The sequence below is a fragment of the Ruegeria sp. BF10 genome (assembly GCF_056538725.1).
This window is the reverse complement of the sequence record NZ_JBQFTR010000002.1, coordinates 24,021-37,930: the sequence shown is the minus strand read 5'-3', so window position 1 is coordinate 37,930 and position 13,910 is coordinate 24,021. Positions and strand designations below refer to the sequence as shown.

The window sequence follows — 13,910 nt, the reverse complement described above, 5'->3', positions numbered from 1 at the left end:
AGGAACGAACATGTCGGAACATGACAACAAGCTAACCGTCACACGCCGCGGGATGCTGGGTGCAACTGCAACCGGCGCCGTGCTGGCCGGGACCGGTCTGGGCTCGACCCTGATGACCGCGAAACAGGCGAGCGCCGCGGCCAATGCCAATCTCGAGCCCGGCGAGCTGGACGAGTATTACGGTTTCTGGTCTTCGGGTCAGACCGGCGAGCTGCGCATCCTGGGCTTCCCGTCCATGCGCGAACTGATGCGGGTGCCGGTGTTCAACCGCTGCTCGGCTACGGGCTGGGGTCAGACCAACGAGTCACTGAAGATCATGACCGAAGGGTTGCTGCCTGAAACCAAGGAGTTTCTCGCCAAGCGCGGAATGAAGACCTATGACAACGGCGACCTTCACCACCCGCATATGTCCTTCACCGACGGCACCTATGACGGTCGCTATCTGTTCATGAACGACAAGGCCAATACCCGCGTCGCCCGTGTGCGCTGTGACGTGATGAAATGCGACAAGATCACCGAGATCCCGAACGCCAAGGCGATCCACGGTCTGCGTCCGCAGAAATTCCCGCGCACCGGCTATGTCTTTGCCAATGGTGAAGATGAAACACCGCTGGTCAACGATGGCAGCGTGCTGGATGATCCGTCGCAATACGTGAACATCTTCACCGCGCTGGACGGCGACACCATGGAAGTGGCGTGGCAGGTGATCGTGTCGGGCAACCTCGACAACACCGACTGCGACTATCAGGGCAAATACGCCTTCTCGACCTCGTACAACTCGGAAATGGGCATGAACCTGGCCGAGATGACCGAGAACGAGCTGGACCACGTCGTTGTCTTCAACCTTGCCGAGATCGAAAAAGGCATCGAAGCCGGCGATTATCAGGAGCTGAAAGGCGTCAAGGTTCTGGACGGGCGCAAGGGTCAGAACAAGAAATACACCCGTTACATCCCGATCCCGAACTCTCCGCACGGCATCAACACCGCGCCCGACGGCAAGCACGTCTGCATCAACGGCAAGCTGTCGCCGACCGTGTCGGTGATGGACGTCACCAAGCTGGACGCGCTGTTCGAAAGCGATGCCGACCCGCGGTCCTGCATCGTGGGTGAGCCGCAGCTGGGTCTTGGCCCGCTTCACACCGCCTATGACGGTCAGGGCAACGCGTTCACCACGCTGTTCCTGGACAGCCAGATCGTGAAGTGGAACATCGACAAGGCCATCCGCGCCTACAATGGCGAGGACGTGGACCCGATCATCTCGAAGGTCGACGTGCATTATCAGCCGGGTCACAACTCCACCTCCATGGGTGAAACCAAGGAAGCCGATGGCAAGTGGCTGATTTCGATGAACAAGTTCTCGAAAGACCGCTTCCTGAACGTTGGTCCTCTGAAACCCGAGAACGAACAGCTGATCGACATTTCGACGGATGAGATGAAAGTGGTGCATGATGGCCCCACCTTTGCCGAACCGCACGATTCGATCATCGTTCGCAGCGACATCGTAAACCCGGTCAACGTCTGGGATCGCAACGATGTTACCTGGGAAGACGCCCGCAAACAGGCCGAGGCCGATGGCATCGATCTGGAAGAAGGTGCGGAAGAACCGATCCGGGACGGCAACAAGGTGCGGGTCTACATGACCTCGCAGGCGCCGACCTTCAGCCTTGAGAAGTTCACCGTCAAACAGGGCGACGAGGTCACGATCTACGTCACCAACCTGGATGACGTGGACGACGTGACCCACGGCTTCTGCCTGGGCAACTACGGCATCGCGATGGAAGTGGCGCCACAGGCCACCGCCTCGGTCACTTTCACCGCCGACCGTCCGGGCGTGCACTGGTTCTATTGCCAGTGGTTCTGCCATGCGCTGCACATGGAAATGCGCGGCCGGATGCTGGTCGAACCGCAAGGAGCCTGACCCATGCGCTGGTCCCTGCTCATACCGCTCCTGCTCGGCTCGCCCCTTTGGGCGGCGGATTGGGATGTGCCCAACCGGGCGGGGGCCATCAATGAAACACTGGCGCAGGCGGCGGATGGAGACACCCTCCGCCTGAGCCCCGGCGTCTATGCCGAGCATCTGGTGCTGGACCGGCCCGTCACCATCGACGGGCAGGGCCAGGCCACCATTGACGGGCAAGGCACCGGCAGCGTCATCACCGTGACCGGGCCGGGCGTGACCGTGCGCGGTCTGACTGTTATCGGCTCGGGCTCAAGTCATGACGGGATCGACAGCGGAATCCAACTGACCAAGACGGCCCGCGCGCCGGTGGTCGAAGACAATGTGCTGCTGGGCAATCTTTACGGCATCGACATTCACGGTGCCAAGGACAGCATCGTGCGCGGCAACCGGATCGAAGGGCGTCAGGACCAGCGGATGAATGACCGCGGCAATGGCGTCTATGTCTGGAATGCACCGGGCGCGGTGGTCGAGGGCAATGACATCCGCTATGGGCGCGACGGGATCTTCGTGAACTCGTCCAAGAAGAACACCTTTACAGGCAACCTGTTCCGCGACCTTCGGTTTGCGGTGCACTACATGTATGCCGACAATTCAGTGGTCAGCGACAATGTCTCGATCGGCAACGATCTGGGCTATGCGGTCATGTTCACGACCAATGTGAAAGTCGCAGACAACGTCTCGATCGGTGACCGTGAACATGGCGTGATGCTGAACTACGCCAACAAGAGTGAGATCACCGGAAACGTGGTGATCGGCGCCAAGGAAAAGTGCACCTTCCTTTATAACTCCAACAAGAACGAATTCACCGACAACTGGTTCCAGGGATGCGGCATCGGAATCCATTTCACCGCCGGCAGCGAACGCAACCGCATCGTTGGCAATTCCTTCATCGGGAACCGGACACAGGTGAAATACGTCTCGACCAAATGGGTCGAGTGGTCGGAAGACGGGCGCGGCAATTACTGGTCCGATTTTGCCGCCTATGATGTGGATGGCAACGGCATCGCCGATGCCCCCTATCGCCCGAATGACAGTATGGACCATGTGCTGTGGACCCAACCAGCAGCCAAACTGCTGCTCGGCTCTCCTGCCGTGCAGCTGGTGCGCTGGTCGCAATCCGCCTTTCCGGCACTGTTGCCCGGTGGCGTGATGGACAGCAATCCATTGATGCAACCCCCTGAACCCCCAGCTATGAAAAAGGTGCCTCATGACGGATAAGGCCCTGACTATTGACCATGTCAGCAAGGACCGGGGCAAAACCCGCGTTCTTGACGATATCACCCTGTCTCTTGCCCCCGGTCAGCGCGTTGCGCTGCTGGGCCATAACGGCGCAGGCAAGTCGACCCTGATCAAATCCATCCTTGGCCTGACGCCGATCCAAGGCGGAGCAATTCGGATCGGAGACGCCACCCCCGGCAGCGCCCAGGCGCGGCGGGAAACGGCGTATCTGCCCGAGGCGGTCTCGTTCCACCCGGCCCTGACCGGGCGCGAGCAATTGACCCTGTTTGCGAAATTGTCCGGCGCCAGGGCGGATGTGGCTGGCCTGCTGGAGCGCGTAGGTCTGAGCGATGCGCTGGATCGCCGGATCGGCACCTATTCCAAAGGGATGCGACAACGTCTGGGTCTGGCACAGGTGCTGCTGGGTCAACCGAAAGTGGCTTTGCTGGACGAACCTACCAGTGGATTGGACCCGATCTCGCGCCAGGACCTCTATGCCATCATCGACGAGTTGGCCGCGCAGGGCATCGCCGTGCTGATCGCCAGCCACGCACTGACCGAGGTCGAGGCCCGTACCGACCGGATCGCAATCATGCGCAAGGGCCGGATGGTGGCTGATGACACGCTGAACAATCTGTCGGCCCTTGCAGGCCTGCCGATCCGTCTGAAAGTGCGCGCTAGCGCCAACGCCGATGCCTTGGCTGCTGAATTGGGTGGCAACCGGATCAACGGTGCGTTGGTGGAACTGCTTTGCACCCCCGCTGACAAGATGGAGGCTCTGCGCCGCATCGCCGGAATGGGCGACGCGGTCGCGGATGTGGAAATGACCCCGCCCAAGCTTGAAGATCTTTATCGTCACTACGCGCAGGAGGGATTGCAATGACCCGCTTTCTCGCCATCACCCGTACCGAAATGCTGATCCTGCGCCGCAACCGCTGGTTGCTGGTCGCCACGGTTATCATGGTGCTGTTCGCATTGGCGCTGACCTTTGCGGGCAGCGCGCCTACCGGCACGCTGGGCGTTGACATGCTGACCGTTTCGGTTGCGTCGATGACCACGCTTTCGGTCTACCTCGCGCCCCTTCTGGCGCTGATGATCTCGTTCGACGCCATCGCCGGTGACGTGGACCGGGGCAGCCTGTCACTGCTGTTGTCCTACCCTGCAGGGCGCGGAGAAATCCTGTTGGGCAAATTCACCGCACACCTTGCAGCGCTGGCCTTCGCCATGACGGTCGGTTTCGGTACCGCCGGCGCGGTGGCGGCCTTCTTTGGTGGTGCCGGGCCGGAAAGCCTGATGGCGTTGGTCCGTCTCATCCTCACATCCATCCTTCTGGGCGCCGTGTTTCTGGCGCTGGGATACCTGCTGTCTGCCCTGGCTAAGGGGGCTACGGCGGCGGCAGGTCTGTCGGCCGGGCTCTGGCTGGTTTTTGTTGTCCTCTATGATCTGGGCCTGTTGGGGGCTGTCGTCATGGACAAGGGCGGCACCTTTACCCAATCCGTCTTTCCATGGGTGATGGTGGCCAACCCGGCCGACGCATTCCGTCTGTGGAACATCGCCGCGACCGAAGGAGTCGCAATGGCTTCGGGCATGACCGGGGCCGCGCAGGCCCTGCCTGTGTGGGCCGCGCCGGCATCTTTGTTGATCTGGCCCGTGATCGGTTTTGCCCTCGCGCGGCTGGCATTCCGGAGGGTCGAGCCATGAAACCTCTCGTTCTGGTTGCCCTGATCGCGTTGGCGGCCTGCAAGGAAGACCTGGCCGAAGCCCCCGATCCGGTGGATCTGACCCCGGACGCGCTGAGCTATTTCTGCCAGATGAACATCGCCGAGCACGGCGGCCCCAAGGGCCAGATCCATCTGAAGGGATATCCCGCACCGCTGTTCTTCGCGCAGGTGCGCGACATGGTGGCATATCTCAAAAGCCCTGAGCGTGATGCCGACATCACAGCCGTCTATGTCAGCGACATGGGCATTGCGCCAAGCTGGCGGCAGCCGGGTATCTCGAACTGGATCGCCGCGGATGACGCGACCTTTGTTGTCGGCGCCAATGTGGCGGGCGGCATGGGCGCGCGCGAAGTGGTGCCATTTGCCGATCCTGCCGATGCGCAGGCATTCATTGAGATTTACGGCGGGACGGCACTGGGCCTTCCGGACATCCCGGATACCGAAGTGCTTGGCCCTGTCGATCTTGAACTGTCATTGGAGACCCCCGTATGACCGCCCTGTCCCGCCGCCGATTTCTGATCATCTCAGCCGCCTGCGCTGCGGCCACACCGGCCGCAGCCTCTGACGCGCGTTGGCACGGCACCGCGCTGGGTGCCGCTGCAAGCCTGCGTTTGGTCGGGCTGACGGATGTCGAAGCTGCACCCATCATAGCCGCCGTTGAGACCGAGGTTGCCCGGCTGGAAGACATTTTCAGCCTGTATCGCCCGCAATCGCAGCTCAGCCGGTTGAATCGCGACGGTGTTCTGACGGCGCCTGCTCCTGAATTGTTGAACGTGCTGAGTCTCTGCACCGCGCTGCATCAGGCATCGGATGGCGCCTTTGATCCGAGCATTCAGCCCCTTTGGTATGCATTGGCTACGGGCGCGCGCGCTGACGATCTGGTTGAAGTTCAACAGGTAATAGGCTGGGAAAGGGTATCTTTCGACGTCTCGGCCATTCGTCTGCCTGCGCCCGGAAAATCCGCGCTGACGCTGAACGGTATTGCGCAGGGCGCGATCACCGACCGGATCGCCGACCTGCTGCGTGGCCATGGTCTGCGTGATGTTATGGTTGATATGGGGGAAATTGCTGCTTTGGGCGCGCGTGGCGACGGTGCGCCCTGGAAAGTTGGGCTGGCGGCGCCGGATCAGACGGTTCTGAAGCGGATCGCGCTGCGCGACCGTGCCGTGGCGACATCGTCTTCCCTAGCCACTCAACTGAGTCCCGGTCTTGGGCACATCATCACCCCGGACGGGCCTGCAAACAGTGAGAGAACGGTTTCGGTTTCTGCCCCGGAAGCGGCACTCGCGGATGGGCTGTCCACTGCACTTTGCGCGGCATCCGCCGACAAAGCGAGTGAGATCGTAGTACGTTTCCCCGACGCCCGTATCGAGTTGAACGTATGACGAACAGGTAGAAATCTCAGCCCGATCAAAAAAAATTCGCGAAAAGTATGATATAGGTCAATTCGTGCGCTGCTGAAGGCAGCTAGGAAGTAAAGACGCGAACCTATCTATCCAAATACGAGTCGCCAGCCATGAGCCAGTTGACAAGCAGACGCGCTTTTCTGAGCGCGCGTGTCCTGCGGGAGGACCCAGATGCGATCCGTCCGCCGGGGGCAGTCGCAACTGGTTTCGGCGATTTGTGCACGCGTTGCGAAGATTGCGCCGCGGCTTGCCCTGAAGACATCATCACATTCGACGACAGCGGTTTCCCCGTTCTGGACCTGTCCGCAGGCGGTTGCACCTTGTGTGGTGACTGCGCTGACATTTGCCCGACACCGGCGTTGCTGCCCGAACGCGTTGCCGAGTGGCCATGGCGCGCGCAGATCGACGACGCAAGCTGCCTGTCGACGAATGGCGTAAGCTGCCGTCTGTGTCAGGACAATTGCGAACAGGATGCCATCCGCTTTCGCCTGCAACTGGGCGGACGCGCGGAACCGGCGCTTGAAACAGAAACCTGCATCGGCTGCGGAAGCTGTTCCTCCGCCTGCCCCGCCGGGGCGATCGTGATGCACCGCCCCACCCTACAACACCCGGAGGTGAACCAATGAACATCTGTGGCTGCCTAGTCCACATCGCCCCCGATTACACCGATGCCGCACGCGCGGCGATGGCCGGAACCCAGGGCGTCGAGCTTCATGCCGAAGCCGAGGACGGCCGTTTTGTAGTTGTTGTCGAGGATACGGCCGACCGGCTGGCCTCGGACACCATCATGGATCTGCACCAGATCCCCGGAGTGATCTCACTGTCACTGACTTATCACCATTTCGAAGATCTCGCGGAGACGGCTCCGCGTCCTGATGCTCCAAGCCAACCGTCCAGCAGGAGGCCCATGCAATGACCATCTCTGAATCCCGTCGTACATTCCTGAAAGCGTCCGCAGCGGCAGCCACTGCCTCGGCTGCGGGCATTCCCATGGCCGCAGGTCAGGCCAGCGCTCAGGTCGGCGCACCCGATATTCGCTGGGACAAGGCTGCCTGCCGGTTCTGTGGCACAGGCTGTTCGGTTCTGGTGGGCACCAAGGACGGCCGCGTGGTCGCCACGCAAGGTGACCCGGACGCACCGGTGAACCGGGGCCTGAACTGTATCAAGGGCTATTTCCTGTCCAAGATCATGTACGGCAAAGACCGCCTGACCACTCCGCTTCTGCGCAAGACCAACGGCCAGTATGACAAGAATGGTGAGTTCGAGCCGGTCAGCTGGGATGAAGCCTTCGACGTGATGGCCGCCAAATGGAAAGAGGCCCTTGCCAAGAAAGGTCCGACCAGCGTGGGCATGTTCGGCTCGGGGCAGTGGACGGTCTGGGAAGGCTATGCCGCCGCCAAGATGATGAAGGCCGGGTTCCGGTCGAACAACATTGATCCCAATGCGCGTCACTGCATGGCCTCGGCCGTGGTTGGTTTCATGCGCACCTTCGGCATTGACGAGCCGATGGGGTGCTATGACGACCTTGAGCACGCCGACACCTTCGTGCTGTGGGGGTCGAACATGGCCGAGATGCACCCGATCCTGTGGTCGCGCCTGACCGACACCCGCCTGACGAAACCGGGTTGCGAAGTGCATGTGCTGTCGACTTTCGAACACCGCTCGTTCGAGCTGGCCGACAATGGCATGGTGTTCAAACCGCAAACCGATCTGGCGATCCTGAACTATATCGCCAATTACATCATCCAGAATGGTGCGGTGAACGAAGAGTTCGTCAAGAACCACGTCAACATCACCAAAACCGCCACCGATATCGGTTACGGCCTGCGGGAGAACAACCCCCTGCAACAAGAGGCTGAAAACCCGAACTCGGGCAAGTTGGAGCCGATCAGCTTCGAGGAATATGCCGAGGCCGTTTCGAAATACACGCTGGAATACACCTCGGAGCTGTCCGGTGTTCCGGCTGACAAGCTGGAGCGTCTGGCCAAGCAATATGCCGACCCCGACCGCAAGGTGATGAGCCTGTGGACCATGGGCTTCAACCAGCATACCCGCGGGTCCTGGGTGAACTCGCTGATGTACAACGTGCACCTGCTGGTGGGCAAGATTTCGGAACCCGGCAACTCGCCCTTCTCGCTGACTGGTCAGCCGTCGGCCTGCGGTACCGCGCGCGAGGTTGGCACCTTTGCGCACCGCCTGCCCGCCGACATGGTGGTCATGAATGACAAGCACCGCGAGATTTGCGAAACCGCCTGGAATGTGCCTGCGGGCACCATTCCGGCCAAGCCCGGCTTCCACGCCGTGCTGCAACACCGCAAGCTGAAGGATGGCGATCTGAACGCCTATTGGGTTCAGTGCACCAACAACATGCAGGCTGCGCCGAACATCAACGAGGAAGGCTATCCGGGCTATCGCAACCCGGAAAACTTCATCACTGTTTCTGACCCCTACCCGACGGTCACTGCGGTTTCCGCCGACCTGATCCTGCCCACCGCCATGTGGGTCGAGAAGGAAGGCGCCTATGGCAACGCCGAGCGCCGCACCCAGTTCTGGCGGCAGCAGGTCAAGGCCCCGGGCGAGGCCAAATCGGACCTGTGGCAGGTGATGGAGTTCTCGAAGCGCTTCACCGTCGAAGAGGTCTGGGGCGAAGAATTGCTGGCCACCATGCCCGAGCACCGCGGCAAGACCATGTATGACGTCCTGTTTGCCAATGGCAGCGTCGACAAGTTCCCGCTGTCGGAAACCGCCGAAGGCTTTGACAATGACGAATCCGAGCATTTCGGCTTTTACGTGCAGAAAGGTCTGTTCGAGGAATACGCCAACTTCGGGCGCGGCCATGCGCACGATCTGGCACCCTTCGAAACCTATCACCAGGCCCGCGGTCTGCGCTGGCCGGTCGTGGACGGCAAGGAAACGCTCTATCGTTTCCGCGAGGGTTACGACCCCTACGTGTCCGAGGGTGCCGGCGTGGAATTCTATGGCCACAAGGATGGCAAGGCCAAGATCATCTTCGCGCCCTATGAACCTGCGGCAGAAGAGCCGGACGAAGAATTCGATCTGTGGCTGTGCACCGGTCGCGTGCTGGAACACTGGCATTCAGGGTCGATGACACGCCGGGTACCGGAACTGCACCGCGCCTACCCCGCCGCCGTGGTCTACATGCATCCGCAGGACGCCAAGGATCGCGGCTTGCGCCGGGGCCAGGAGATTGTTCTGTCAACCCGTCGCGGCGAGGTCACCAGCCGTGTCGAAACCCGGGGCCGGAACAAGGTGCCGCGCGGTCTGGTCTTCATGCCCTGGTTCGACGAAAGCCAGCTGACCAACAAGTTGACGTTGGATGCGACCTGCCCGCTGTCGAAAGAGACCGATTTCAAGAAGTGCGCATGTAAAGTCGAGCGCGCGTAACCCGAAAGGATCGTAGGGGTCGTTCCCATGTCTCTTGTCGATAAACCCCTTTCGCCGCAGCGGCGCCGGTTCCTTCAGGACTCGGCGCGGGCGGCGGGCGGCTGCGTGGTCGCAGGATCGTTGCTGGCCTATCTGGCCCGCGACGCCCGCGCCCTGCCGGCCGATGCCTTGCGCCCGCCCGGCGCATTGCCGGAGAAAGAGTTCCTGTCAGCCTGCATCCGTTGCGGTCTATGCGTGCGGGACTGCCCGTACGATACCCTGAAGCTGGCCGAGCTCGGCTCGGATGCGGTGGCGACGGGAACACCATTCTTCACCGCCCGGGATGTTCCCTGCGAAATGTGCGACGACATTCCGTGTGTCGCTGCATGTCCGACCGGGGCACTTGACCCCGGGCTGGAGAATATAGACGACGCCGAAATGGGGACTGCCGTACTGGTCGATCAGGAAAACTGCCTGAATTTCCTCGGTCTGCGTTGCGACGTCTGTTACCGCGTCTGCCCCGTCATTGACGAGGCAATCACTTTGGAGACGGCGCATAATACCCGGTCGGGTCATCACGCCTTGTTCATCCCCACCGTCCATGCCGACCACTGTACGGGTTGCGGCATGTGCGAAAAAAGCTGTGTTCTGCCCGAGGCCGCCATCAAGGTTCTGCCTGCCCGGCTGGCGCGCGGCAGCTCGGCAGAGCATTACCGTAAGGGGTGGGAGGAAAAGGCCGCCAAAGGTGCGCCGGTCGTCGAGGGGATCATCGATCTGCCCGACCGTTTGCCGGGGCCGGGAACCGACAATCTTGCCGCACCCGGCGGGTTTGCGCCGGAATATGATCTGCCGGGGGTGGGACAATGAGTGCCCGCACACATATACCCGTAGGTCGGGAGGCCGTTGAAGGCAAAGGGTGGATCGGGGCGCATCGTTTTTTGCTGATGCGTCGTGCAAGTCAGCTGTTCTTTCTGGTTCTGTTTCTGCTGGGCCCATGGTTCGGCATCTGGATCGTAGAGGGCACTTTGGCGGGGTCACTGACGCTTGGCGTGTTGCCGTTGACCGATCCGTTCATCTTGTTGCAAAGCTTCGTCGCGGGCCATTGGCCCGAGGTGACCGCGCTGATCGGTGGGCTGATCGTTCTGGTGGTCTATGCCCTGATTGGCGGGCGTGTCTATTGTTCCTGGGTTTGCCCGATAAATCCGGTAACGGACGCGGCCAATTGGGTGCATCGCAAATTGGACCTGCCGAAAGGCTGGCAACCTAAGCGCGGCACCCGGCTGTGGATTCTGGCAACCGTACTGCTGGTCTCGGGCCTGAGTGGCGTCATCGCGTGGGAGCTGGTCAACCCGATCACCATGCTGCATCGCGGGCTGGTATTCGGCATGGGCTTTGTCTGGGCCATGATCACGGCCATCTTCGTGTTTGACGTATTCGTCTCACGCCATGGCTGGTGCGGCCATCTGTGCCCCGTGGGCGCGTTCTACGGGCTGATCGGGTCGAAAAGCCTGCTGCGGGTCAGTGCAGCCAATCGCACGGCCTGTGATGACTGTATGGATTGCTATGCGGTCTGTCCTGAAAACCAGGTGATCTCACCCGCGCTGAAAGGCAAGCCGGGAAGCTCGCCCCTGATCCTGTCACCTGACTGCACAAACTGCGGACGCTGCATCGATGTCTGCGCAGTCGACGTCTTCAACTTTACTCACCGGTTCGACGACCATGTCGTTCAACCTTCCGATCCAGTTGCCGCGCCTGAGCCGCGCGCTGCCAGACCTATCTAGGGGAGTGCCAAGATGAAAAGAACAATCGTTACAGGCGGAATTGCCCTTCTACCCGTAGTGTTGCTGAGCGGATGGGCCCTTGCGCAATCCGCACAGGTCGAATCCCTGCGCGGGGCCGGCGTTGACGAGCCGGTGCCACTGGATCAGATCCACCGCAACGTCGAAGGGCGGCAGCAGCGCAATTATCGCCAGCAGCCACCGTTGATCCCCCATTCGGTCGAACAATACCAGATCGACATTCGGACCAACCAATGCCTGTCCTGTCATGACTGGACCAAGGCCGGCGAGCGCAACGCACCGACCCTGTCGATGACCCACTACCTGGATCGCGATGGCAACGAACTGGATAAGATTGCCGGAACCCGGTACTTCTGCAATCAGTGCCACGTACCGCAGGCGGACGCACCGCCGCTGGTCGACAACGTGTTCCAGCCCTCCGCCGGCAACTGATCCAACGCAAGACTGAAAGGAGCACCGACATGGCAGACTCCCCTGAAAAACGCGGCTTGCTTGGTCGCCTCTGGAACGCGATCTGGACACCGGCAGTGATGTTCAGCTCGGGCTTTCTGATCCTCGCCGGTTTTCTGGCCGGTATCCTGTTCTGGGGTGGGTTTCACTGGACGCTGGAACTGACCAACACCGAAGAGTTCTGTGTGTCCTGTCACACGATGGAAACGAACCTGGGCGAGTATCGCGAGACGGTCCACTACAACAACCACTCGGGCGTGCGTGCGATCTGTTCCGATTGCCACGTTCCGGATGAGTGGAACCACAAGATCAAAGCCAAGATCATGGCCGTGAAGGACGTCTATCATGAACTGGCGGGCACGATCAGCACACCCGAGAAGTACGAGGAACATCGCCTGGCGATGGCCTCGGCCGTGTGGAAGAAGATGAAAGCGTCTGACAGCCGCGAGTGCCGCAACTGTCACAACTTTGACTACATGGACTTCACCATTCAGGAAACACGCGCCGCGTCGGAACACCAACGCGCCATTGACAGCGGCATGACCTGTATCGATTGCCACCAGGGCATCGCCCACAGCCTGCCACCCAACTACCTGGAAACATACGAAAAGGTGACTGCTGCGCTGGAAGAGGAAGATGCGCAGGAGCACGCTGCTGCCACGGGTGACGACATCCGCGATTTCCTGAACAACAGCTCGAATTGATGTGGGGGCAGAGATGTTAGAGTTACTTGGAACCATCGGTGGAAACGTCCTGAGCTTGCCCGGCATACTCGGTCTGGCGCTGGGCATGATGACCCGCAAGCTGTGGCTGGGCGCGGCATTGGGCGGCGCAGTCGGCGTACTTGAAACGCTGGTTTTTGCAGGCTTCCAGTTTGCGCATGTAGAGCCACTGGAACTGATCATCGCTATTGTGGTCGGCATCTGTGCAGGAAGCCTGGGCACTGCCATTCGCATCAAGGGCGCGACGGCCTGAAACACAGCCGGTTTCACCGTTTCGGTGGAACCGGCTTGTTACGTCGGGCCGGGCAGTGTCGTCACCAAGTCAATTGCTGTCTGCTTGTGTTTTCACGCCCGCTATCACCAATTCCGCGTCTCTGGGCAAGGACCGGAAGGCTGCGGGCAATGTGCGATCGGTGAAAAGCACGTCCTTTTCCGTCATCCCGGGCAGGCGCAATGCCGGGCTGGTCTGGGCCTCGTTGAATTTTGTTGAATCAACCGCCATGAAGGTCTGGTCAGCGATATCGGACATCGCGCGGGCCATGTCAGCTTCGCATTGATCATAGACCATGAAGCCCTTGCTGGGATGCACCAGTGATGCCGACAATATGGCCGTTCGGGCCGAGAACCCTGCGATGACGTCATAAGCGGCCCGGTCGAAAGCGGCGCCGTCGTGGTTGCGCAACTGTGTTCCCGCCATGAAGACCCTGTTGCCCTCTTCCATCGATAACGTGGCGGCGATGAAGGCCGAATTTGTCACCACCGTGAGGTTTTTGCGCGCGCGAAGTGCCTGAGCAATGAAGCCCGAGGTCGAACCCGTGTCGATGGCGATGGCCGAACCGTCCGGTATCCGCCCCGCAACGGCATCGGCTATCGCGACTTTGGCGGCGCGGTTCTTTGTCATGCGGGCCAGAAACGGTGGATCCAGCACGTTTTGAGTGCTGACCAATGCACCATGCACCTTGGACAGGCTGCCTTTGGCGACCATCGGCTTCACGATTCGCCTTACTGTCTGGTCCGACACCCGGAGAATGCGCGCCAGTTCCATGACCGAAATTCGCCCATGCAGGTTTACCGTGCTGAGAATTTCTTGCTCGTATTTCGACATATAGCGCCGCGTTATTTGTTGATTTCATCAGGTTACTTGCAAGAATGACGCTGTTCAAGCGACTTACTTCAACACTTTTCAAACATTTATGTTGCTTTTTGTTGTTTTGAGATTTTTGATGACAGCATATCACCTGAAGTGAGTG

Annotated in this window: 15 protein-coding genes; 14 read left to right on the top strand and 1 reads right to left on the bottom strand. The window is 60.5% G+C overall.

Features of this window, described 5'->3' with window-relative positions:
• Window positions 1–10: 10 nt before the first annotated feature.
• From nosZ to ACR0DJ_RS09935, 14 genes are all read left to right on the top strand, one after another.
• Window positions 11–1,918, top strand: coding sequence for a TAT-dependent nitrous-oxide reductase (gene nosZ, locus ACR0DJ_RS10000; RefSeq protein WP_480684809.1), 1,908 nt, complete (start codon window positions 11–13; stop codon window positions 1,916–1,918).
• 3 nt (window positions 1,919–1,921) lie between these two features.
• The gene (locus ACR0DJ_RS09995) at window positions 1,922–3,178 is read left to right on the top strand and encodes a nitrous oxide reductase family maturation protein NosD (protein WP_480684808.1); all 1,257 of its coding nucleotides are present in this window, start codon (window positions 1,922–1,924) and stop codon (window positions 3,176–3,178) included.
• Entirely contained in the window at window positions 3,168–4,061 is an 894-nt protein-coding gene (locus ACR0DJ_RS09990; protein ID WP_170345490.1) for an ABC transporter ATP-binding protein, read from the top strand. The genes ACR0DJ_RS09995 and ACR0DJ_RS09990 overlap by 11 nt, the downstream gene beginning before the upstream one ends.
• A complete protein-coding gene (locus tag ACR0DJ_RS09985) occupies window positions 4,058–4,879 on the top strand; it encodes an ABC transporter permease (RefSeq protein WP_170345491.1) in 822 nt (273 codons plus the stop codon). Before ACR0DJ_RS09990 ends, ACR0DJ_RS09985 begins: the two co-directional genes overlap by 4 nt.
• Window positions 4,876–5,391: a nitrous oxide reductase accessory protein NosL gene (locus ACR0DJ_RS09980; protein WP_170345492.1), complete on the top strand. Its 516-nt coding sequence runs from the start codon at window positions 4,876–4,878 to the stop codon at window positions 5,389–5,391. The genes ACR0DJ_RS09985 and ACR0DJ_RS09980 overlap by 4 nt, the downstream gene beginning before the upstream one ends.
• On the top strand, window positions 5,388–6,284 hold the full coding sequence (locus tag ACR0DJ_RS09975) for an FAD:protein FMN transferase (protein WP_480684807.1): 897 nt from the start codon (window positions 5,388–5,390) through the stop codon (window positions 6,282–6,284). Before ACR0DJ_RS09980 ends, ACR0DJ_RS09975 begins: the two co-directional genes overlap by 4 nt.
• A gap of 131 nt (window positions 6,285–6,415) precedes the next feature.
• Window positions 6,416–6,931, top strand: a complete 516-nt coding sequence (napF, locus tag ACR0DJ_RS09970; protein WP_480684806.1) for a ferredoxin-type protein NapF — start codon at window positions 6,416–6,418, stop codon at window positions 6,929–6,931.
• The gene (locus ACR0DJ_RS09965) at window positions 6,928–7,221 is read left to right on the top strand and encodes a chaperone NapD (RefSeq protein ID WP_170345495.1); all 294 of its coding nucleotides are present in this window, start codon (window positions 6,928–6,930) and stop codon (window positions 7,219–7,221) included. The genes napF and ACR0DJ_RS09965 overlap by 4 nt, the downstream gene beginning before the upstream one ends.
• Window positions 7,218–9,710 carry a nitrate reductase catalytic subunit NapA gene (gene napA / locus ACR0DJ_RS09960; RefSeq protein WP_425079529.1) on the top strand — a complete coding sequence of 831 codons (2,493 nt, stop codon included), beginning with the start codon at window positions 7,218–7,220 and terminating at the stop codon, window positions 9,708–9,710. The genes ACR0DJ_RS09965 and napA overlap by 4 nt, the downstream gene beginning before the upstream one ends.
• A 27-nt stretch (window positions 9,711–9,737) precedes the next feature.
• Entirely contained in the window at window positions 9,738–10,556 is an 819-nt protein-coding gene (napG, locus tag ACR0DJ_RS09955; protein WP_257601354.1) for a ferredoxin-type protein NapG, read from the top strand.
• Window positions 10,553–11,470 (top strand): quinol dehydrogenase ferredoxin subunit NapH, encoded by a 918-nt coding sequence (gene napH, locus ACR0DJ_RS09950; RefSeq protein ID WP_480684804.1) that lies wholly within the window; start codon window positions 10,553–10,555, stop codon window positions 11,468–11,470. The genes napG and napH overlap by 4 nt, the downstream gene beginning before the upstream one ends.
• A 12-nt stretch (window positions 11,471–11,482) precedes the next feature.
• Complete coding sequence (locus tag ACR0DJ_RS09945) at window positions 11,483–11,920, top strand: nitrate reductase cytochrome c-type subunit (RefSeq protein ID WP_480684803.1); 438 nt, start codon at window positions 11,483–11,485, stop codon at window positions 11,918–11,920.
• A gap of 29 nt (window positions 11,921–11,949) precedes the next feature.
• Window positions 11,950–12,642: a NapC/NirT family cytochrome c gene (locus ACR0DJ_RS09940; RefSeq protein ID WP_170345500.1), complete on the top strand. Its 693-nt coding sequence runs from the start codon at window positions 11,950–11,952 to the stop codon at window positions 12,640–12,642.
• Window positions 12,643–12,655: 13 nt separating this feature from the next.
• On the top strand, window positions 12,656–12,913 hold the full coding sequence (locus tag ACR0DJ_RS09935) for a hypothetical protein (protein WP_425079527.1): 258 nt from the start codon (window positions 12,656–12,658) through the stop codon (window positions 12,911–12,913).
• A 69-nt stretch (window positions 12,914–12,982) separates the two neighbouring features.
• On the opposite strand, the gene ACR0DJ_RS09930 is transcribed toward ACR0DJ_RS09935, so the two are convergent.
• Window positions 12,983–13,765 carry a DeoR/GlpR family DNA-binding transcription regulator gene (locus ACR0DJ_RS09930; RefSeq protein ID WP_425079526.1) on the bottom strand — a complete coding sequence of 261 codons (783 nt, stop codon included), beginning with the start codon at window positions 13,763–13,765 and terminating at the stop codon, window positions 12,983–12,985.
• Between the last annotated feature and the right edge of the window lie 145 nt (window positions 13,766–13,910).